General features: G+C 51.5%; 11 protein-coding genes. 1 reads left to right on the top strand and 10 read right to left on the bottom strand.

The genetic code is table 11. The features are described 5' to 3' along the window. Positions 1–58: 58 nt before the first annotated feature. The 5 genes from ACW6QF_RS14245 to ACW6QF_RS14225 all read right to left on the bottom strand — a co-directional run bounded on the left by ACW6QF_RS14245 (position 59) and on the right by ACW6QF_RS14225 (position 8,611). Positions 59–415, bottom strand: a complete 357-nt coding sequence (locus tag ACW6QF_RS14245) for a P-II family nitrogen regulator (RefSeq protein ID WP_298553204.1) — start codon at positions 413–415, stop codon at positions 59–61. Positions 416–865: 450 nt separating this feature from the next. Next, a complete protein-coding gene (locus ACW6QF_RS14240; RefSeq protein ID WP_456088306.1) occupies positions 866–2,095 on the bottom strand; it encodes an LL-diaminopimelate aminotransferase in 1,230 nt (409 codons plus the stop codon). A 26-nt stretch (positions 2,096–2,121) separates the two neighbouring features. Continuing rightward, positions 2,122–2,946 (bottom strand): diaminopimelate epimerase, encoded by an 825-nt coding sequence (gene dapF, locus ACW6QF_RS14235; protein WP_456088305.1) that lies wholly within the window; start codon positions 2,944–2,946, stop codon positions 2,122–2,124. A gap of 335 nt (positions 2,947–3,281) precedes the next feature. Continuing rightward, on the bottom strand, positions 3,282–4,922 hold the full coding sequence (locus tag ACW6QF_RS14230) for an alpha-L-rhamnosidase-related protein (protein WP_456088304.1): 1,641 nt from the start codon (positions 4,920–4,922) through the stop codon (positions 3,282–3,284). A gap of 104 nt (positions 4,923–5,026) precedes the next feature. Next, positions 5,027–8,611 (bottom strand): glycoside hydrolase family 2 TIM barrel-domain containing protein, encoded by a 3,585-nt coding sequence (locus ACW6QF_RS14225; RefSeq protein WP_456088303.1) that lies wholly within the window; start codon positions 8,609–8,611, stop codon positions 5,027–5,029. A gap of 107 nt (positions 8,612–8,718) precedes the next feature. On the opposite strand from ACW6QF_RS14225, the gene ACW6QF_RS14220 reads away from it, so the two are divergent. Then, complete coding sequence (locus tag ACW6QF_RS14220) at positions 8,719–9,057, top strand: cupin domain-containing protein (RefSeq protein ID WP_456088302.1); 339 nt, start codon at positions 8,719–8,721, stop codon at positions 9,055–9,057. On the opposite strand, the gene ACW6QF_RS14215 is transcribed toward ACW6QF_RS14220, so the two are convergent. From ACW6QF_RS14215 to ACW6QF_RS14195, 5 genes are all read right to left on the bottom strand, one after another. Further along, positions 9,052–11,115 carry a hypothetical protein gene (locus ACW6QF_RS14215; protein ID WP_456088301.1) on the bottom strand — a complete coding sequence of 688 codons (2,064 nt, stop codon included), beginning with the start codon at positions 11,113–11,115 and terminating at the stop codon, positions 9,052–9,054. The two genes, ACW6QF_RS14220 and ACW6QF_RS14215, sit on opposite strands and share 6 nt — an antisense overlap. A 114-nt stretch (positions 11,116–11,229) precedes the next feature. Beyond that, entirely contained in the window at positions 11,230–12,894 is a 1,665-nt protein-coding gene (gene asnB, locus ACW6QF_RS14210; RefSeq protein ID WP_456088300.1) for an asparagine synthase B, read from the bottom strand. Positions 12,895–12,927: 33 nt separating this feature from the next. Continuing rightward, on the bottom strand, positions 12,928–14,355 hold the full coding sequence (locus ACW6QF_RS14205; protein ID WP_456088299.1) for a glutamate synthase subunit beta: 1,428 nt from the start codon (positions 14,353–14,355) through the stop codon (positions 12,928–12,930). A gap of 92 nt (positions 14,356–14,447) precedes the next feature. After that, entirely contained in the window at positions 14,448–18,971 is a 4,524-nt protein-coding gene (gltB, locus tag ACW6QF_RS14200; RefSeq protein WP_456088298.1) for a glutamate synthase large subunit, read from the bottom strand. 338 nt (positions 18,972–19,309) lie between these two features. Continuing rightward, the gene (locus tag ACW6QF_RS14195) at positions 19,310–20,854 is read right to left on the bottom strand and encodes an ATP-binding protein (protein ID WP_456088297.1); all 1,545 of its coding nucleotides are present in this window, start codon (positions 20,852–20,854) and stop codon (positions 19,310–19,312) included. Positions 20,855–21,197 lie beyond the last annotated feature (343 nt).

Raw genomic sequence — 21,197 nt, 5'->3', positions numbered from 1 at the left:
TAATTTACCAATATGCCAATGGGAAAGATCGAGTTTGTCATATTAATTGGCACATTATCTATCTCCCCTGTTCCGCATTGTAGAGTGCTATGTCGCCGCGTTCCCCAGTACGGATGCGGATGGAATCTTCCACTGGAATGACGAAGATGCGTCCGTCACCGATCTCGCCTGTCTGGGCTGCTTTGATGATAGCTTGCACTGTCTTCTCTACGTTCTTGTCTCGGACGACGATGGAAATCAGCGTACGTTCGATGTAACTCGTGTCATAGACCACGCCGCGGTAGATACGTCCCTGTCGTGCTTTGCCGACACCTCTTACGTCGTAGTACGAAAACCATTCGATGTCGGCATCGAGAAGTGCTTCTTTCACTTCTTCGAACTTGGTCTTACGAATAATAGCTTCAATCTTTTTCATAACCTTAAAGAGTTTGGGTGATGTCTCACCCGGATTAATACTGTGGAAAAGGTGTATAGAACGCTCGCCGTCTTAGTCAGGGATGGTTGTGGTATAACATTCTATAAAATCAATAAACCCGGCGGGCCTTTCTATACGATTCCTTTTCTTTTTATTTGATAACCTAAACTTTATTACTGGTTTACAGCGATATGCCGAAAACTAAAAATACATCGTCATGTTCGGGAGCAATAATAGCTTGGGTGAATACCGGTAACGAGAAAGAGTCTGATCGAAAAGGACATAAGTAGAGCTGTAGCGGACAAAACCGTCCGCTTGAAAGTCGTTGTTTTCATCATGTTCTTTCTGTTGGATAACCGTTAAACACTTTGCCTATGCTTCCTTGCAATCAGGACATGTGAGGGGGAGGGGATTTGCGCAGTTTCTCCCCCTTCTGCATCGACAGTTAATTCAGAGCAACCACTTCTTCAGCCTGGCCATGGCTTCCAACGTGTCGTCTCTGTCTCCGAAAGCGGTGAGGCGGAGAAAACCCTCGCCGCTGGGTCCGAACCCCACACCGGGGGTCCCTACTATATTGACTTCATAAAGCAGCTTGTCAAAAAACTTCCAGGAGGAGAGTCCGTCCGGTGTTTTCAACCAGATGTAAGGGGCGTTTTCGCCACCATATACCCGCAGACCGCAGCTCCGGAGGTTTTCCCGCATGATACGGGCGTTTGTCATATAATAATCGATCGTTTTCTTGATCTGTGTTTTTCCTTCCGGACTGTAAACTGCTTCGGCACCCCGTTGGGTGATGTAGCTCGTACCGTTGAACTTCGTGCACTGACGACGGTTCCACATCCGGTTCAGCGGGACCCGTTCGCCTGCCAGGGTAAAGGCGTTCAACTCTTTCGGGACAACCGTGTAACCGCAACGCACACCTGTGAAACCGGCTGTCTTGGAGAAGCTGCGGAACTCGATCGCCACCTTCTTCGCCCCCTTGATCTCGTAGATCGAGTGGGGAATATTGGGATCTTGGATGTAGGCCTCATAAGCCGAGTCGTACATGATCAGGCAGTCGTTGGCAAGGGCGTAGTGCACCCATTTCTTCAGTTCCTCTTTCGTGAGCGTCGTTCCGGTCGGGTTGTTCGGGTAGCAGAGGTAAATGATGTCTACGCGACGGCTGGGCAGGTCGGGCACGAAGTTGTTGGCTTCCGTGCAGGGGATGTAGACCACATCGCTCCATTTACCGTCTTCCAGCGTTCCGGTTCGTCCGCTCATCACGTTCGAGTCGATATATACCGGATAGACCGGGTCTGTCACACCGATACTGTTATCGTGGCGAAGCATGTCACCGATATTTCCACAGTCGCTTTTGGCACCGTCGCTTACGAACACTTCACCCGGTTCAAGAAAGATACCGCGGTTGGCGTAATCATTCTTGATGATGGCATCTATCAGGAACGGATAGCCTTGTTCGGGACCGTATCCGTGGAAGGTGTCCTTACTTGCCATTTCATCGACCGCCTTGTGCATGGCTTCGATGACGGCAGGGGCTAACGGTTGTGTAACATCGCCGATGCCCATGCGGATAATCTTCTCTTTCGGATGGGTAACCTTAAAACTGTTTACTTTCTTTGCGATGTCCGAGAACAAGTAGTTGTTTTGTAGCTTCAGGAAATGTTCATTAATCAGTGCCATACTTTATCAATTGTTTTTTGTTGTGTTTATACTTCCAGTTCCCCCTCGAATACCTTGACCGCTCCACCGGTCATATAGACATGTCCGGAATTTTCGTCCCAACGGATGGTGAGGGGGCCTCCATCCATGACGACTTTGATTTTCCGTCCGGTTTTCCCGCGTACCACGCCTGCTACGGCTGTCGCACAGGCTCCGGTCCCGCAAGCTTGCGTAATGCCGGACCCGCGTTCCCAAACTCTCATCCGTACTTTGTTTGTACTTAATACCTGAACAAATTCGACATTCGTCCGGTTCGGGAACAGCGGATGGCATTCCAATAAAGGTCCGATGACCGGCAGATTTATATTCGTGATATCTTCAACAAAAATGACGAGATGCGGATTCCCCATCGAGACGACCGTTCCTGTATAAAAATTGCCTCCGGCTTCTATTTTAAGGGTCGTTTCACCTATTACCGGACAGCCCATATCGACCGTCACTTCGGTAACCTCTTCGCGGGAACCGGAAAGCTGCCGGGTGGTCAGTTGCAATTCCTTGATGCCGGATAATGTTTCCAGCGTAACGTTTTTTTTGTCCGTCAATCTCTTGTCATATACATATTTGCCGATACAACGGGAGGCATTTCCGCACATCATGGCTTCGGAACCGTCCGCATTGAAAATACGCATGCTGAAGTCGGCAATTTTCGACGAACCTATCAGAACCAGTCCGTCCGAGCCGATCCCGGTATGAGGAGCACTCAGCCTGATGGCAAGTTCTTCCGGGTTCCGGACCGGAAAAGCCATTGCATTCACGTATATATAGTCGTTTCCGGCTCCATGCATTTTTGTAAACCTGATTGATTCTGTCATTTTATTGCTGTTGTTTTGCTTATTATATCTTTTTGTTTTATTATGATGCAAATATAAGGCGTTTTGATATATTAAATCTATAAATAGTGTCCTGATGTGTAAAAATATTATGTATGTGATGGATTATAACAAATAAGGGTGTCTTATGTTGTAAATAGTAATTATAATACCTATTTTATCTTTGTTTTTGTAAGTTTGCCTTTTACAAATTCCTGTCTCAAGTCGGGATAGCTTTTTGGAAAACTGGAAATGGTCGGCGTGACCTATGCGGTGAGCTTTTGGGGGTGAAAGTGGCCGGCACGACCTGCGCCGACCAATTTTTGGGTTTTAAAAGGTTATTTCTGGAAAATTTCCGGATATTTATTGATGAAATAGACCGGAGTACAGCTCCAGGCATGGCAATAGCTGTTGATGACAAAAAAGCCGTAGGGAGAAAGGTAGTCATTGTTCGGGTCATAGACTTCCCAGAAGGTATCGGCTCCCCGTTTCACCATACTGCCCCAGTAATCCGTAATCAGGTTGCGGGCCTCCTGCAACATTCCACATTGTAGAAGAGCTTCTATTACATAATGATAGGCATAGGGGCAACCCGGATAGCAGGCATCGGGCATGGACATGACGGTCGTCATTGCTTTAGCTCCCTCTTTCTTGTTCAGCGTGCCGGACAGGATCATCCATACCTGGGACAGATAAGAAACCTGCTTGTCTTTGCCGCTGACCATTACGCCCCGCTTCTTGTCGTAGAAGTGCTGTCGGGCGGCTTTTTTCATCTTGTCGGCGATTGTCAGCCATTCGCCGGCCTCCTTTACTTTGCCTAACATTTTAGCCAGTTCATAGCTTTGTTGTAGGGTGAAGATGGTCAGTCCCTGCATGGATGCTTGCCGGTCGTAGCCGTCTTTCCAATCGAATACCAGCCAGTATTGAGGTCGCTTGTCCATATCGTAAATCCATTCCGGCGAGAACTGGCGGAGAGCCATTTCGATCTGGCGGACAGCGACAGGCCAGAGGTCGTCGGCCGTTTCCTTGTCGCCGGTTTCCTTCAGGTATTCAAGCAGGGCTACATTATATATGAGGCAATAGTCCAGCGTGTGAGTGCCGTATTGCGGATGTGGTTTCGGCTTTTCTAACAAGGTCGCGTGCAGCAAACCTTCGTCATTGGCAAATGCTGCTAACAGGTACAGGCAGTGTTTCGTCAGTTCATGGTTCTTAAACGTGTAGGCATTTGCCAACGCTTCGAGGTAGAGGTCGCCGATCCACAGGCGGCGGTCGCGTTTCGGTCCGTCTTCATAGACCGTCTGCATGCATTCTTTCAGGGTGTTCAGGCCGACCTTGTAGATGTCCCGTATCAGCGGTTCGGTTGTCTGGGCCAGGGCGGGGGCTTCATTCGTGACCGATGTTTGTGCCTTAAATGTCAGGTTGTCGAATACGAAATCGAAGCTGCCGGATATGCCGAGCAATTCGATTTTCAGGTAACGGCCTGCCAGACGGCGCGGAATGGTCATCTCATGGGGAACGCTCGTGATCGTAACGATCTCGTCTTGTATCCAGGAGCGGGCCAGGCCGCCTTTATAGGGTTCGAGCGGAGTGTTCAACTCGCCCGGTACTTCTGCAAATGTAAATTTGAGTCGGACGGGAGCATCGGCGGCTGTTAATCCGGACGGCTTGATTGAGAAGGTCAGGAAACCGGTGTAGTGGTTACCGAAATCCAGTATGATGTCAGGGTGCTTCTTAAAAGGCTCGTTGAACAGGATGTCCGTCTCGCCGGCTTCTTCCATCCGCCAACCTTGAAAGGCTTTTGCATCCTGTACGGAACGGACGACTTTTACAGGAGAAATGGTTTGATAACTCAGTTCCGGCCGGCAGGCTTCCGCCTTTTGGAGCCATTCTTTACTATTGCTGAAATACATGCTTTGCGCCATGCTGGTCGATCCCCATGCAAGTAGAGCAAGCCCTGCGGTGAACAAAATCTTCTTCATTTTTGATGTGGTCTAAAAGTAATGCTTTTGTAGGGACTTCAGTCCCATTTCTATTAAATAATCAACAGATGTATTTATTTAGAAACAGGACTGAAGTCCAATGATTATTTAGCGTTCTCTATGCGGAACGAGTATGAATAGTCTTTGTTCTTTTCTATTTCATAATGCGGACGTGGGCCTGGGCCACAACTACCGTTACCGATACCGCGCTGGATGCAATCGAGGCTCAGAATCACTTCGGCACGGCGGATGTTGTCGAGGTCGTGCCCGTAAGTCAATCCCCACAGTTCCGGATCGGTGAAGTGGAGCGCACTGAAGTTCAGGTGATCTTTAGACGTGATCCGGATGCCTTGGTTGTCGAGGCTTTTCAGCGTCAGCCAGCGTACGTCGTCGCGGTTCCCCATCGACTGGGCGCGGACATAGGCTTCTTCCATTCCGGCCACGGTGTTCTTGTACAGGCCGACATAGGCTGCATTCTTGCGGTCCCAATAGTTCTCGATCGGGCCCCGTCCATACCATTCCACCATTTCGAGCGTCGGGTTCAAGGCAATCTGGAGGCCGAGGCGAGGCAGGTTGAAGTCGTTGCCGGTTTTGAAAGTCGCATCCACATCGACCGTACCGCTCGCATAGACCGTATAAGTGACTTCGAACGGCAGTACCACTTTTTTCGCTCCGCTGCCTACGACGGCTTCATGGCTCGTGGTAACAGTCACCGATTTTTTATCATCGGATTGTTTCCAGTCGAATGCCTGTTTCGTGATGGCTGTCGGCAGATAATCCCGCTTGTCGTTGTCCATCGCACGGAACCAGTTGAGGTCTAATCCTTCCTTATTATAGATCATATCCGTGCCGGCATAACGCAGGGAAATCATCTTTCCTGTTTCCGGATTGAAGGCAACGAAGAATCCCGGAGCCCGGAAACCGATCTGCCCCTTCTCTTCTTCCACTTTCAGCGTGTCGTTGAAAGTCCTGTCGACAGGAGCTACAGACACCTTACCGGTCAACGGATATTGTTCGGATGCCACTTCGTGTCCGGCATTCGCCCAATTACAATCCTTTTTCAATCGGGCCGACAGATTGAGGAAGTATTCACTGCCCGCGTCCAAAGCTGTTTTATAAGGAATCGTCACTTCGATATTTTTGTTCGGAGCTACATTGCCTAACGGTAATACACCCGATTCGACCACTTGGCCGTCTTTTAACAATTGCCATTGCAAATCGAACTGATCCAGGTTCAGGAAATCATAGCGGTTTTCCAACTTCATTTTACCCGCCTTCAGGTCTACCGGTTTGAATTTGATGTATTGGTACACTTTCTTCACCTCAATCAATTTCGGTGTCACCTGGCGATCGGGAGTCACGATTCCGTTACAGCAGAAATCGAAGTCGTTCGGCTTGTCGCCGAAACCACCGCCGAAGTAGTAACGGTTCGGCAGTTCACCGTATTTGTTGATACCCTGGTCCACCCAGTCCCAGATACAACCGCCTATCATGCGGCAGGAATGATTCTCGATGTAATCCCAATACTCGTCGAGGTTACCGATCGCATTGCCCATGGCATGTGCATATTCGCAGAGGAAGAACGGCTTGTCGCTTTTTTGCTCGTCCTGTTCCTTCATCGATTCGATGGAAGGATACATGCGAGAGTCCATATCGGCAATCCGGTTCTTTCCTTCATAGTGGATCGGACGCGGGTCGAGTTTGCGGGCTTCCTTATATACCGTGTCGAAGTTCTTGCCGTCGCCGGATTCGTTACCCATCGACCAGAAGATGACGGACGGATGGTTCTTGTCCCGTTCGATCATGCGAACCATACGGTCCACATAGGCGGGCAGCCAGCTTTCCTTGTTGCTGATGGAATGGTTGCCGTGGCACTCGATGTCGGCTTCATCCATCACGTAGATGCCGTAATAATCGTGCAACGCATACATCTTGGCATCGTTCGGATAGTGGCTGGTGCGGATCGTGTTCAGGTTATAGCGTTTGAAAAGCAATATATCTTCGATCATCGATTCGACCGGGACGGCTTTCCCGTGCTGCGGATGGATGTCGTGGCGGTTGGCGCCCTTGAAGAATACCTGTTCGTTGTTGATATACACCCGCTTGTCCTTGATCTCGATCTTGCGGAAACCGAATTGCGTTGTCATCGCCTCGAGCGTCTGCCCGGTCTTGTCCTTCAGATCCAGGATGACGGTGTAGAGGTAAGGGGTTTCGGCAGACCATAAGTGCGGGTTCCTGACTTCCACGCTGGCAGTGTTGACCGCTTCCTGTCCTTTTTTGATATCCTTGACTACGTCGGATATGAAAGCGACCTGCTTGCCGTCCTGGTCCAGCAGCGTGATATCGACAACTGCTTCGTCCACCGGTTTGCCGTAATTCATCACGTTCGTCCGGACGTTGAATGTCGCTTTTCCCAGATCGTCACCGGCGAAAGTCGAAGTCAGATAGTAATCGCGCAACCGTAGCTTCGGAGTTGCAAACAGGTACACATCCCGATGAATACCGCTCAGGCGGAACATATCCTGGTCTTCCAGATAGCTGCCGTCGCTCCAGCGATACACTTCGACCGCCAGCACGTTCTTGCCCGGCTTTACATATTTCGTGATATTGAACTCGGCGTCGTTGTTCGCACCCTGGCTGTAACCGACTTTCTTCCCGTTCACCCAGAGGTACATCGCACTGTAGACTCCGTCGAAATGGATGAAGATTTCATTCCCTTTCCAGTCGTCCGGAATGTTGAAGTCCCGGCGGTAGGAGCCTACCGGGTTCGGTTCGTCCATAATCGTATATCCTTTCTTGCCTTGTATGAAGGGAGGATTGTTGCGGTGCGGATAGGTGATGTTCGTATAAATCGGAGTACCGTATCCATACATTTCCCAGTTGGAGGGAACCGGTATCTCTTTCCAGCCGGCTACGTCGTAGTTCGGTTTGTAGAAGTCCACCGGACGTTCGGACGGCTGTTTCACCCAGTTGAACTTCCAGTTGCCGTTCAGCAGTTGGTAACGCGGCGAGTTCGGGCGGATCCAGGCTTTCCGGTAATCGGGCGAACTTTTCAGGCTCTCGACGGAAGGGAAAGGCACGTAGGTCGCATGTCCCGGTTCCTTGTTAACGGCAAAGATGGTTTCGTTCTCCCAATCGTTGTCGCTCGATCCGCGCAGGGCTTCCTTGTCTATTTTGAGATTCGACCGGCGCAGCGTCCAGTGTTGTCTGGCACTGGTCGAATCGGCGGCAAGCTGGAGAGCCGCTTTCCCCGGCTGTCCGTCGTCGCTGATACCGAGGTTCAGCCCGTTGGCAATACTGGTGAACGTGTAGGTGTTTTCGCCTACCTTCGTGAGTTTCCAGAACTGGTTCATATTGGTCGCTCCATTGTCCCACTGGATAACCGGGCCCGGTTCTTTCGTGTTGTTGTTGTCCACGCATTTGTCGGAAAGGGGCGTGCAGATCTTATAGACCCCATAGCCGGGAGTCGTCAGTTGCCACACCTGCGACATCCGGTTCTCCACGCGGTTGTTGATGAATATCTGTGTCCCGTCATCTTCGCTGTCTTGATTGTCGAGAACCAGATTGTTACTGCTTACGATCTCGTAATAAGCATTGGGATCGATCTCTTGTGAATGTCCTGTTCGGGGAAGCATAACCATTAGCAGAAGCATGGCGAAGAGCGCCCCGGTAGAAATCTTGTTTTTCATGTGAATATAAATTTATATTATTCCTCAAAAGTAGGACAATTTGACGGATAATCCTATTCCTGTTTCTGTATTTATTTCTATTTTTGTCTGCATATAAACAGAATAGGATGGAGAAGGAAAGTAATAATTTTCAGTATGAGAGCGAAATAAAGTGGGAAAATGCCGGCGAAGGTGTCGTTCGCCAGATCATGGCCTACAATGACGACCTGATGATGGTTAAGGTCAAGTTTGAAACCGGGGCTGTCGGTACGCCCCATACACACCCGCATACGCAGGCGACTTATGTGGCAAGCGGCGTGTTCGAGTTCACGACGGATGGCGAGACGAAGGTCGTCCGTGCAGGCGATGGAGTCTATATGAAACCAGGTGTCCTGCACGGTTGCCGGTGCTTGGAAGCAGGAGTCCTGGTCGATACGTTCAGTCCGATGCGGAAGGATTTTTTATAAATCCTTTGCGGGTATCGCTCTGATACTTTGCGTTCCACGGTCTACTACCAGCAATGTCTGGCGGGAGGCCGTTATTTTTTCAGGCTCTGTGAGGGTGCCGGTGAGATTTTGCAACAGCTTGCCGTTGGACGGGTCGATTTCCCATAGCTCGGACTGTTTGCTATTGGCACGCAGAGTTACGAATAATCGGTTACCGATGAAAGCTAATGATTGGGGTGCGTTTTCAAAACCGAGGGAAACGTTGTTATACATGAAACCGCTGTTGCCTTCTCGTATGTTTTTCGGATCGAAGATATGGACTTTCTTCGTATTTTGGGCGGTCGCATAGATGAGCCCTTTTTCGTTGATTGCGATTCCGTATGTCCCGAAAGCCTCTTTCAGGTTGGCGCTGCGGCTGTAGACGGGGATTTTTCGTGCCGTACCGGGTTGCACGTCGTTTTCCAGAACGACGACCAGTTTGCGTTTGTCCCGGATCAGGATGCTTCCTTGGCTGGCGACCACATCAAAGGCATGGACAGTCTGAAAATTTCCTTCTCCCCACGTCCCGGTTCCGATACAGGTTATGAATTCATATGTGGAAGCGTCGAATACATCTGTACGACTTCCTGCGTTTGCCACATATATTTTATTGAAAGAGCGGGTTACCCCGGTAGGTTCTCCGGCAAATGTCTCTTCTGTCTCGTTGTCTGTCCATTTTCGGATGCTCCGTATATGGCGGATGCCGGAAGAAACATCGAAGATTTCAAGACTGTAATGGCCGGGAGCGCTGTTGGCTACATACAGTATGTTTTGGTACAAGTGGACGGCTTTGGGCTGAAACGTTTCGACCGTTGCTCTCGGTACGTCCAGTACGGAAATGGTAAAAGAAAGAGGGGAGCCTTCGTGTCCGGCCTTGTCCGTTTCTGTGAAAGGAATGCTAAGACCGCCATCTATGGCATCCAACTCCGGATCTTCGATGATATAGGCAGAAGCGGTATAGATACTTTTGTTTTCCACCAGGTTCTTGTTTCGTCTTGTATGAAGGAAGCGGCGTGAATAGACCGGTAATTTCTTTTCCCTGGACAGTTGCGAGTAGACTTTCATGCAGACGGTCGGGAACCCCCCCTCCGCCGGATAATAGGTCATATTGCCGCTATGCCCGTAGCCCAGGCAGTGTGCCATCTCGTGATAGGGAGTGTCGCTTCCGTTGGCATCGTCGGCATAATGGGTTAAATAAACATATTCGCCTAATCCGTAGGTGTTGCCTCCTCCGAGTCCCACTACGTTCACTACACGTCCGAAGCAAAATCCTGAATGATTGGTGATTTGTTTTTTCAACGTGTTGATATCGACAACGTTTCCATTGTTGATCAGTTTTCCCTTCCATTTGTCCAGTTCCTGTTCGAACAGGGAAGTCGAGAACATGGCTGCCATGTTCAAGGACAAAGCTACCGCTTCTCTGGCCAGATGGGGAGCAAAACTGCCCCAGTTGGATCCGGAGTATTTGCCGAACCAGATATTCCATTTAGGTTTTACATTGATCATGCCTTGATAGACAGGGTCGACAGACTCAATTCGCAATTTGATGTTGCCGGCTTTGATATCGGGAGTTGCCGGGACGATCACTTCTTCACCTTGCCGGGTATAATAGATTTTATCCTTATTGATAAAAGGAATTTTCGTCCGGAATTCTTGGAAAGGTTGTATTCGTGTGAATTCCGCAAATCGTAATTCCTTTTCATGCCCCTCTATGGTTGCCCATACGATTACGTTATTGATTCCTCTCGGACAGTAAAAACGGAAAAGGAATTCTTGGTTGTCGGTGATGGAAACCTGTAAAGGAGCGTTTACACGAAAACTGCGTTGGTTGCGGTTAAAAAGAAGGCTGTCAGGTTCGCCATCCTGTAAAATATAGGAAGTATTGTCTGGGTTATAATCATTTTCAGACATTTGAATAAGACCGTATTTACTTTCTATCGGCCCGTTGTTATCATTGTTGTCCGTACAACCGATTGTGAGAATGAAACTAATGATTACCCCTAATACTCCGGTGATGTTATCCCTTAATTTGATATTCATAAACTTAAAAATCCTGTTCGTATTTTGAGGTGACAAAAATACTATTTTTGATTTAGAATCAAATTTTTTACGTCCTGATTTGAAGAATCGCACGTGCCGAGCGGCATACTGTGGTCAGTATGCCGCTTCATGTACCCCTTTCACCGCCCGTCCGCTCGGATCGTTCATGTTTTTGAAGGAAGTATCCCAGGCGAGGGCTTCGGCTGTGGAGCAGGCGACGCTGGGGACGCTCGGTACGCTGCGGGCGGCGCTTTCGCTGGGAAAATGTTCTTCGAAGATGGTACGGTAGAAGTATTCTTCTTTGTTTTGCGGCGTGTTGATCGGGAAGCGCAGGGCGGCGTTTGCCATTTCGGTGTCGCTGACGGCTTGGGCGGTCACCTTCTTCAGCGTGTCGATCCAGCTGTAGCCGACGCCGTCGGAGAACTGTTCTTTCTGACGCCAGGCGATTTCCGGGGGGAGCATCTCGGCAAAGGCTTCGCGGAGGATTTTCTTCTCGATCACGCTACCGGGACACATTTTGGCTTCGGGATTGAGGCGCATGGCAACATCGAGGAACTCCTTGTCGAGGAAAGGGACACGGCCTTCCACACCCCAGGCACACAAGCTCTTGTTGGCCCGGAGGCAGTCGTACATATAGAGTTTGCTTAGTTTGCGGACGGTCTCTTCGTGGAAGGCCCTTGCATCCGGGGCTTTGTGGAAATAAAGGTAACCTCCGAACACCTCGTCCGCCCCTTCTCCGCTCAATACCATCTTGATACCCATCGACTTGATTACACGGGCCAGCAGGTACATCGGGGTTGAGGCGCGGACGGTTGTCACGTCGTATGTCTCGATGTAGTAGATCACGTCGCGGATGGCATCGAGTCCTTCTTCGATCGTGTAGTTGATCTCGTGGTGGACAGTACCGATATACTCAGCCACTTTCTTGGCTGCCGCTAAGTCGGGCGCTCCTTTGAGGCCGACGGCGAAAGAGTGCAGCTGGGGCCACCATGCATCTGCCTTTCCTTCGGTCTCGATACGTTTGGCAGCGTATTTTTTGGCTATGGCGGAGGTGATGGACGAGTCCAGACCGCCGGAGAGGAGTACGCCGTAGGGCACGTCGCTCATCAACTGGCGGCGTACGGCCGCTTCGAGAGCATCGTGCAGTTCCTTTACATTGGCGGGATTGTCTTTGACATTGTCATATTGCATCCAGTCGCGGACGTACCAGCGGGTGAAATCCTTATCGCGGCTATAGAAATAGTGTCCCGGGGGAAACTGGTCGTATGCGGTCGCGAAACCTTCGAGCCCTTTCAGTTCGGATGATACGAGGAGATGCCCTTCGTCGTCGTGGCCGATATAGAGGGGAATGACGCCGATCGGATCGCGGGCGATCAGGTAGCAGTCGTTCGCTTCGTCGTAGAGGGCGAACCCGAAGATCCCACTCAGCTTTTCCACGCATCCCACACCGTATTTGCGGTAGAGGGCGAGGATGACTTCGCAGTCGCTTCCGGTCTGGAATTCATATTCGCCTTTCAACTGTTCGCGGAGTTCGCGGTGGTTGTATATCTCGCCGTTGACGGTGAGGATAAGTTGACTGTCCTTGCTTTTCAGCGGTTGGCCTCCGGATGCCGGATCGACGATGGAGAGGCGTTCATGGGCGAGGATGGCGGTCTTGCCTTGATAGATGCCGCTCCAGTCCGGGCCGCGGTGACGGATGCGTTTACTCATTTTCAGGGCCTGTTGACGAAGGTCGGCAGCGCCGCTATGGATGTTGAAGATTGCTGTAATGCCACACATGGGAATTAATAATTGATAATTAATAATTAAAAGTTATTTGTCTCTGAGATATTGGTCGATGGCGGCGGCGGCTTTGCGGCCGGAGGCCATGGCACGGACGACGAGGCTGGCCCCGCTGACGGCATCGCCGGAAGCGAAGAGGTGGGTACCGGCTATCCGGTTGGTGACCGGATCGACGGCGATGTTGCCGCGTGTGTCGACAGCAAGGGACAGTTCTTTGACGAGGCCCTCCTGTTCGGGGTGGATGAAGCCCATCGCGAGAAACGCCAGGTCGGCTTCGATCACTTCCGTGCGGCCGGTTTTATGCATTTCCGGCCGGTTCCCTTCTTTGGCCGGTAACCATTCCACCTCTTCGACTTCGACGCCTTTAAGGCTGTTCTTGTCGCCGATGAAGCGGACGGAGGCGAGGTTCCAGCGGCGGACGCATCCCTCTTCGTGGCTGCTGCTTGTCTTCAGCACCTGCGGGTAGAGGGGCCAGGGCGTTGCCGGGTTCTGTCCGACGGGTGGCTGGGGCATGATTTCGATTTGCGTCACGCTCGCGGCTCTGTGGCGGTTGGCGGTCCCGACGCAATCGCTTCCCGTGTCGCCGCCACCGATAACGAGGACTTTCTTGCCCTTGCAGTTGATGATGTCTTTAGGCGGGATGGCGATGCCTTCGAGGAGGCGATTCTGTTGCGACAGCAGTTCGAGGGCGAAATGGACGCCTTTCAGGTTACGGCCTTCGATGGGAAGGTCGCGTGGCACTTCGGAACCGATGGCGACACAGACGGCATCGAACGTCGAGGCGATCTCTTTGGCGGATACTTCGCTGCCGACCATCGTGTTGACTTTGAAGACGATCCCTTCCTGTTCCATCAACCGGATACGGCGGTCGATGATGTTCTTCCCTAATTTGAAGTTCGGGATGCCGAATCGGAGCAGGCCGCCCGGCAGTTCGTACTTCTCGAATACCGTCACTTCGTATCCCCGGCGGTTCAGTTGGTTGGCGGCTGCCAGTCCGGCGGGGCCGCTGCCGATCACGGCTACCCGCTTGCCGTTGCGGACAGGGCGAACCGGTTGGATGTATCCTTCGCGGAAAGCGGCTTCTACGATGGCTGCTTCGTTCTCGCGTATCGTGACTGGCTCGTCGCAGCTCAGTTTCAGCACACAGCTTTTCTCACAGAGGGCGGGGCAGATGCGTCCGGTAAACTCCGGGAAGTCGCAGGTCTGCTCCAACACGTGGAAGGCTTCGCGCCATTTGCCTTTATAGAGCAGGTCTTGCCATTCGGGTTGTTTGTTACCCAACGGGCAGGCCCAGTGGCAGAAAGGTACGCCGCAGTCCATGCAGCGGGAGGCCTGTGTGCGGCGGTCGCTGCTGTTGAGCGTTTGTTCTACTTCGCTAAAGTCGTCGATGCGTTCGTGGACGGGACGATATCCGGCTTCTTGCCGGTGTATGGTGAGGAATGCTTTCGGATTTCCCATTGTGAATGAATGCTTTAATTTATATTTAAGACTGAATTATGAGAGAGATGTCTCTCCCCCGGTCGTATTCCGGCTTCCATCCGTGTTGTTCACTAATAGTCGCGTTGCATTTCGGCGATTTTCTTCTGCAACTTCTTCATCTGCTCTTCCTGCAAGACCTTTTTATATTCGATCGGGACGATTTGGATGAACTCATCCGCATACTTGTCCCAGTTGTCGAGCATCTTGCCGGCGAGGTGGCTGCCGGTGAAATGGTAGTGCTTACGGATCAGCTCGTGCAGTTCCTTGCGTGTGGTGCTGTCTTCGATCAGCGAGAGTTCGACCATCTCCATATTGCAGTAGTAGTCGAAGTCCCCTTCCTTGTTCCACACATAAGCGACACCTCCGCTCATGCCGGCGGCGAAGTTGCGGCCTGTACGTCCGAGGACCGCCACGCGTCCTCCGGTCATATATTCGCAACAGTGGTCGCCTACTCCTTCCACGACGGCGATAGCGCCGGAGTTGCGCACGCAGAAACGTTCGCCTACACGTCCGTTGATATACACTTCACCGCTTGTCGCCCCGTACATCAGGGTGTTTCCGGCAATCGTGTTGTTTTCGGCCACGAAGGTCGACCGTACCGGAGGCATCACACTGATGCGTCCGCCGCTCAAGCCTTTGCCTAAATAATCGTTAGCTTCCCCTTCGAGTCGGAAGTTGACACCGTGCGCAAGGAAGGCACCGAAGCTCTGTCCGGCTGAACCTTTGAATTTGATATTGAGCGTATGTTCCGGCAGTCCTGCGTTGCCGTATCGTCTGGCAATCTCGCCGGAGAGCATGGCGCCTACCGAGCGGTCGGTGTTGGCTATGGCATAATCCAAAGAAATCTCTTGTCGGTGCTCGATGGCAGGCATGGCATGCAGGATGATATCGCGATCTTTCACATGACCGATCGGATGTACTTGCTCTGTCGTATGCCGGATGGCATTTGCGGCAGCCTGTGCCGGGGTGTGCAGTAACTTGGAGAAATCGAGCAATGCGTATTTGCCGGACACAGATGGCGTAGAGGGGCGCCGCTCGATCAAATCCGTGCGCCCGATGATGTCATCCAGCTTCTTGAAGCCCATCTCCGCCAAATATTCCCGGACCTCTTCGGCAAGGAAGGTGAAGAAGTTCACCAAATATTCATGGTGGCCGTGGAAACGTTTGCGCAGTTCCTCGTTTTGGGTGGCGACACCCACCGGGCAGGTGTTCATGTGGCATTTGCGCATCATCACGCAGCCCAGCACGATCAGGGCGGAAGTGGCGAAACCGAACTCTTCGGCTCCCAACAGGGCCATCAGGACGATGTCGCGTCCGGTCTTCAACTGTCCGTCGGTTTGCAGGCGGACCTGCCCGCGAAGGTTGTTTATGACCAGTGTCTGTTGCGTCTCCGACAATCCCAGTTCGGGAGGCAGTCCGGCATAGCGGATGGAGCTTATCGGCGAAGCACCCGTCCCCCCTTCGGCACCCGATATGACGATGCGGTCGGCCTTCGCTTTTGCCACGCCTGCTGCGATCGTCCCGACGCCGCTTTCCGATACCAGCTTCACGCTTATCTCGGCTTGCGGGTTGACGTTTTTCAGGTCGAAGATCAGTTGCGCCAGGTCTTCGATCGAGTAAATATCATGGTGGGGAGGAGGAGAGATCAGCGAGATACCCGGAATGGAGTGACGCGTTTTGGCAATCACCTCGTTAACCTTGAATCCCGGCAGTTGTCCGCCTTCGCCCGGCTTTGCGCCTTGGGCGACTTTGATCTGTATCTCGTCCGCATTCACTAAATATTCGGCCGTCACGCCGAAACGCCCGGAGGCCACTTGTTTGATGGCGGAACGGAGGGAGAGACCGTCTTCGCGGGGAGTGAAGCGGGCGGAATCTTCGCCCCCTTCCCCGGTGTTGCTGCGTCCGTGTATCTTGTTCATCGCCATCGCCATCGTCTCGTGGGCCTCCTTGCTGATCGAGCCGAAGCTCATGGCTCCCGTGACGAAACGTTTCATGATCTCGCTTGCCGGTTCCACCTCTTCGACCGGAACAGGCTTTCCCGTCCGGAAGGTCAGGAAGTCGCGGAGGAAGATCGGTGCATCCTTTTCGTCTACGAGATGCGTGTATTCCTTGAACTTCTTATAGCTGCCCAGGCGCGTTGCCAGTTGAAGAGCCGAGATCGTCTCCGGGTTCCACGCGTGTTTCTCACCGTCTTTACGGAAGCTGTATAGCCCTTTATGCTCAAGAGTCAAGTTGTCCGCCGTTTCGTGGAAAGCCTGATGATGCAGGGCGATGGCGTCGGCGGCTATCTCTTGCAGGCGGATACCGCCTATACTGCTGGTCGTCTCGCCGAAATAGGTGTCGATGAGTGGGGTCGAAAGGCCGACTGCCTCAAACAGCTTGGCGCCTCGATAGCTGCGGATCGTACTGATCCCCATCTTGCTCATGACCTTGAACAGGCCTTTGCAAAGCGCTTTGATATAGTTCTTGCGCGCCGTCTCGTAGTTGAGTTGTATCTCCTGCCTGTCCACCAAGTCCTGGAGGATGGCGAACGACATATACGGGTTGATGGCGCTTGCCCCGTAACCTAAGAGCAGGGCGGCGTGCATCACTTCGCGCATTTCCCCCGTCTCCACCACCAATGCGGTCTGTACCCGTTTCTGTACGGAAATCAGGTGGTGGTGCACGGCGCTGACGGCAAGGAGTGAAGGAATCGGTGCATGCGTCTCATCCACGTCCTTATCGCTCAGGATGATGTAGTTCACGCCGTCTGCGACAGACTGTTCCGCTTGCTTGCAAAGGCGGTCGAGGGCGGCTTTCAGTCCTTCACTGCCTCGCGACACTTCGAAGAGCATCGGCAGCTTGACGGACTTGAAACCTTTATAGCGGATGTTGCAAAGAATATCTAATTGCGTGTTGGTCAGTATCGGATGGGCGAGGCGTACCATCTTGCAATGTGCCTCGTTCGGAATGAGGATGTTGCTCCCTACGGCACCGATATATTCCGTCAGGCTCATGACCAATTCTTCACGAAGCGGGTCGATCGGCGGGTTCGTCACCTGTGCGAACTGTTGGCGGAAATAGTTGAACAACAGTTGCGGACGCTCGGAGAGGACGGCCAACGGCGTGTCGTTCCCCATCGAACCGACCGGCTCCGCGCTGCCTGTACACATCGGGGTGATGATGCGCTCGATGTCTTCGCGGCTGTACCCGAAAGTGCGTAGCATCCTGTCATATCCGGAAACGGTGTGCGGGACGCGGCGCCCGGATTTCAGTTCGTCCAGTTCGACCCGGTTGTTTGCCAGCCAGACGCGGTAGGGCTGTGCGTCGGCAAGCTGCTTTTTCAGTTCGCCGTCGTAATAGATCTTGCCTTCTTCCGTATCGACCAGCAGGATCTTGCCCGGTTGCAGTCGTCCCTTTTCCTCTATCTCACCCGGCTCGAAGTCCATCACGCCCACTTCGGATGCCACGACCATCATGCCGTTTTTCGTGATCAGGTAGCGTGCCGGGCGCAGGCCGTTACGGTCGAGCATTCCTCCGGCATACCGTCCGTCGCTGAAGAGCAGGGCGGCCGGGCCGTCCCACGGTTCCATCAGGATGGAGTGGTATTCGTAGAACGCCTTCAGATCTTCCGATATCGGGTTCTTCTCGTTGAAACTTTCCGGGACCAGCATCGCCATCGCATGCGGCAGGCTCATGCCGGACGCCACGAAGAACTCCAGCACGTTGTCCAGCGAAGCGCTGTCGCTCATACCCGGCTGGATGATCGGGCGTATCTCGTCTATGTTCGGGATGCGGGGAGAGGACAGGACGCTTTCGCGTGCTTCCATCCAGCCCCGGTTGCCCCGTATGGTGTTGATTTCCCCGTTGTGTGCCAGGAGGCGGAACGGTTGTGCCAGGCTCCAGGTCGGGAATGTGTTCGTGCTGAAACGGGAGTGGACGAGTGCCAGCCCGCTTGTCAGGTAGTGGTTGGTCAGGTCGGGGAAGTAGTGGCGAAGCTGCATCGACTCCAGCATACCTTTATATATGATGCTCTTGGTGGAAAGCGACACCACATAGAAATCCTTCCTGTCCGGTATGTCGGATGCCGCCACCCGCTTCTCGATCCGTTTGCGGATGAGGTAGAGTTTCAGTTCCAATACCTGCCGGTCGTCGCATCCGGTGATGAACACCTGTTTGATATCCGGTTCCGTGTCTTGTGCGTCTTTTCCTAAGATGTCCGTGTTGACAGGAACTTTGCGCAGATGCATCAAGGTCAGCCCTTCCTTTTCGATCTCTTCGATCATGATACTGAGGATGGCCGAACGCTGCGTCTCGTCTTTCGGAAAGAAGACCAGCCCGGTTCCGTATTTGCCTTTTTCCGGTACGGGGATGCCTTGCAGTAAGATAAACTCGTGTGGGATTTGCAGCAGGATGCCTGCACCGTCGCCGGTTTTGTTATCCGCTCCTTCCGCACCCCGGTGCCGCATGTTTTCCAGTACCTTAAGGGCGGACTCTACAATGTCGTGCGATTTGCCGCCGTGAACGTTTACGACCAATCCTACGCCGCAAGCGTCATGCTCGTTAACCGGATCGTATAAACCTTGTTTGTTATTCAAATGGCTTCTTTCTTTCATTGTTTGTTGACCTTATGTTTGTGAAATATTTGCTTTTGATAGCAAAATGTCTGGCAAATATATGGTAATTGTTTCAAAATGTAATAGTATTGCGTGCAAATGAAGAGAGGCTTTTTTATTCTAAGAGTCGGTCTGTTCCTATTTGATAGCAAATGGTTGGTTTATGTGATAATTTGTAGCGTTATTACTACTTTATCGTAACAAAGTAAAAGTGTGCCGTGTTTTTTTGATATGCATGTTTGGGAGGAAGGTAAAAGGCGAGGAGGGAATGATATTTACCGGAAGTAGCCTGACGCAGGGAAACGTGTTCGCCTGCGTCAGGCAATGTATGTGTCAGGTTACACCTGTAATACCAGAATAAAGCGACTGCCTTTTTTGTATTCGGGGTCTATGGACAGTGTGCCGTTTATCTTCGAAGCGATCAGGGAGCAGATGGGCAATCCCAGTCCGTCACCATCGGCCAGGTCTTTGATTTCGGTAAAGGGCTTGAAGATCACTTCCTGCTTTTCGGCAGGGATGCCCGGACCGTTGTCGGTAACAATAAACTGGCAGATATGGGCTCCTTTCTTTTTAAATTCCAGCTTGATTTTGCCCGATGTCGTGTAGATCGCCGCATTTCTCAGCAGATGCAGCAAGATGCGTTGCAACTGTTCGGCATTTGTCTTGATTTCGATCTTCGGGATATCCGTGGTGACTTCGACGCCCGGACGGACATCCTTTTTTATCTGTTCCATCACTTTCTCGCAGAAAGAGCTGACATTAAAAGATTGCGCTTCATAGGTCTCCAGCAAGGAGTTTTCAAGCGAAGAAAGTTCTTGTATATGGTTCCCGAACAGTTTCAGGGCATCGACACGGACCTGTATGGCCTTCGCCTGTCCGGGTGCGGCGGCCTGCAATCCGGCTACCGACTTGCTCATTTCGTCCAGCGTCGGTTCCATCTGCGCCGATATGCTTTGGATGAATCCGGTCTGTTGCTCGCTGTGCTCGGTGATCGTCCGGATAATCTTCTTCAACTTCCGGTTCAGGATGATGAAACGCATGACCAGGAATGCCAGGAATGCCAGTGCGGCAATCAGGATGGCGACCAACGTGCAGAGTCCGGCGATGACATACTGCTTGGCGGATAGCTGATCGTCTTTTTCCTGTATCGTTTGCAGGCTGTCATCGTATTTTTGTTGCAAGACGCCCAATTTATCCTCTGCGGTAAGCATCTTTACGGAATCGGTCCATACCATATATTTCTCGTAGGTCTGCTCCATCAGCGAGGTATTGTTGGCTTTGCGTGCAATCGCGATCAGGTTTTGATAGCATTCGCTGACTTTGCCGTATTCCTTTTTCTCCCGGTATCGGCTGATGAGTTTGTTGAATGCTGCATCTCCTTCATTCTTCTGTCCGAAGATATAGAAGTAATCGGTTTTAGTGTACAACAACTCTTCGGAAAGTTCGGGACTGCCTGATTCTTCGGCCAGGTTGTCCAGCGTGTTAAGCTGGAGCTGCGCTTGTGCGGCGTTTCTCAACTTGATGTACATCTGCAGGCGCTCTTTTGTTATCATAAAACGCAAGTCGTACAGTTTCTTTTGTTCCGCCTGTTCCTGATTCGCCACTATCTGGCTCATTTGCCGGCAAAGATCGAACGCTTCCTGATAGTAGTTCTCACGGTAATAGAGGGATGCCGCCTGTGTACCGCACTCGATTGCCTGCGTTATTTTTCCTTCATTTGCATAATCCTTATACGCTTGGATATAAAGATAGCGGGCTTTCGTATAGTCTTTGTTCTCAAAGCTATTCTGTGCCTGTTGCTTAAAATTGTCCGCTTTGTTTTGTGCCTGAAGGGGGACACAAAAACAGATAATGAGGGTGATAATAAAGTAGTAAATTTTCATAATTTGAATTTTAATGTCAGACAAATATATGTATTTTTTGTAACAGGAAACATGAAAATGTGAGATTTCTTAGTCGAGAGAAAAGAGTCTTAGCGTTCTCCCGGTCTTTCTTCGTCCGGAGGAGAGTCGGTTTCTCCCGTTTCCGGCAAAAGATTATTATCAAAATGACACCCTTATCCCATCTAATTTGAATTAATAGGGCATATTTTGGAAATTACCCGCAAGGGTAATATTTTTTAACATTCTATCTGATAGCAAAAACCCTTATTGGGTTATCAAAATGTCAATATGGAAAAAGATGGTCGGAGAAAGATTCTCTTGGTGCGGTTACCTTGAAGATAAA

It is taken from the genome of Parabacteroides sp. (genome assembly GCF_977054455.1).
Note: the sequence above shows the minus strand (reverse complement) of the source record. Positions and strands in the feature narration are given on the sequence as shown.

Bases quoted from the DNA above. Each gene is read 5' to 3' on its own strand.
- ACW6QF_RS14245 (WP_298553204.1), bottom strand. From the start codon at position 415: ATGAAAAAGATTGAAGCTATTATTCGTAAGACCAAGTTCGAAGAAGTG.
- ACW6QF_RS14240 (WP_456088306.1), bottom strand. From the start codon at position 2,095: ATGGCACTGATTAATGAACATTTCCTGAAGCTACAAAACAACTACTTG.
- dapF (WP_456088305.1), bottom strand. From the start codon at position 2,946: ATGACAGAATCAATCAGGTTTACAAAAATGCATGGAGCCGGAAACGAC.
- ACW6QF_RS14230 (WP_456088304.1), bottom strand. From the start codon at position 4,922: ATGAAGAAGATTTTGTTCACCGCAGGGCTTGCTCTACTTGCATGGGGA.
- ACW6QF_RS14225 (WP_456088303.1), bottom strand. From the start codon at position 8,611: ATGAAAAACAAGATTTCTACCGGGGCGCTCTTCGCCATGCTTCTGCTA.
- ACW6QF_RS14220 (WP_456088302.1), top strand. From the start codon at position 8,719: ATGGAGAAGGAAAGTAATAATTTTCAGTATGAGAGCGAAATAAAGTGG.
- ACW6QF_RS14215 (WP_456088301.1), bottom strand. From the start codon at position 11,115: ATGAATATCAAATTAAGGGATAACATCACCGGAGTATTAGGGGTAATC.
- asnB (WP_456088300.1), bottom strand. From the start codon at position 12,894: ATGTGTGGCATTACAGCAATCTTCAACATCCATAGCGGCGCTGCCGAC.
- ACW6QF_RS14205 (WP_456088299.1), bottom strand. From the start codon at position 14,355: ATGGGAAATCCGAAAGCATTCCTCACCATACACCGGCAAGAAGCCGGA.
- gltB (WP_456088298.1), bottom strand. From the start codon at position 18,971: ATGAAAGAAAGAAGCCATTTGAATAACAAACAAGGTTTATACGATCCG.
- ACW6QF_RS14195 (WP_456088297.1), bottom strand. From the start codon at position 20,854: ATGAAAATTTACTACTTTATTATCACCCTCATTATCTGTTTTTGTGTC.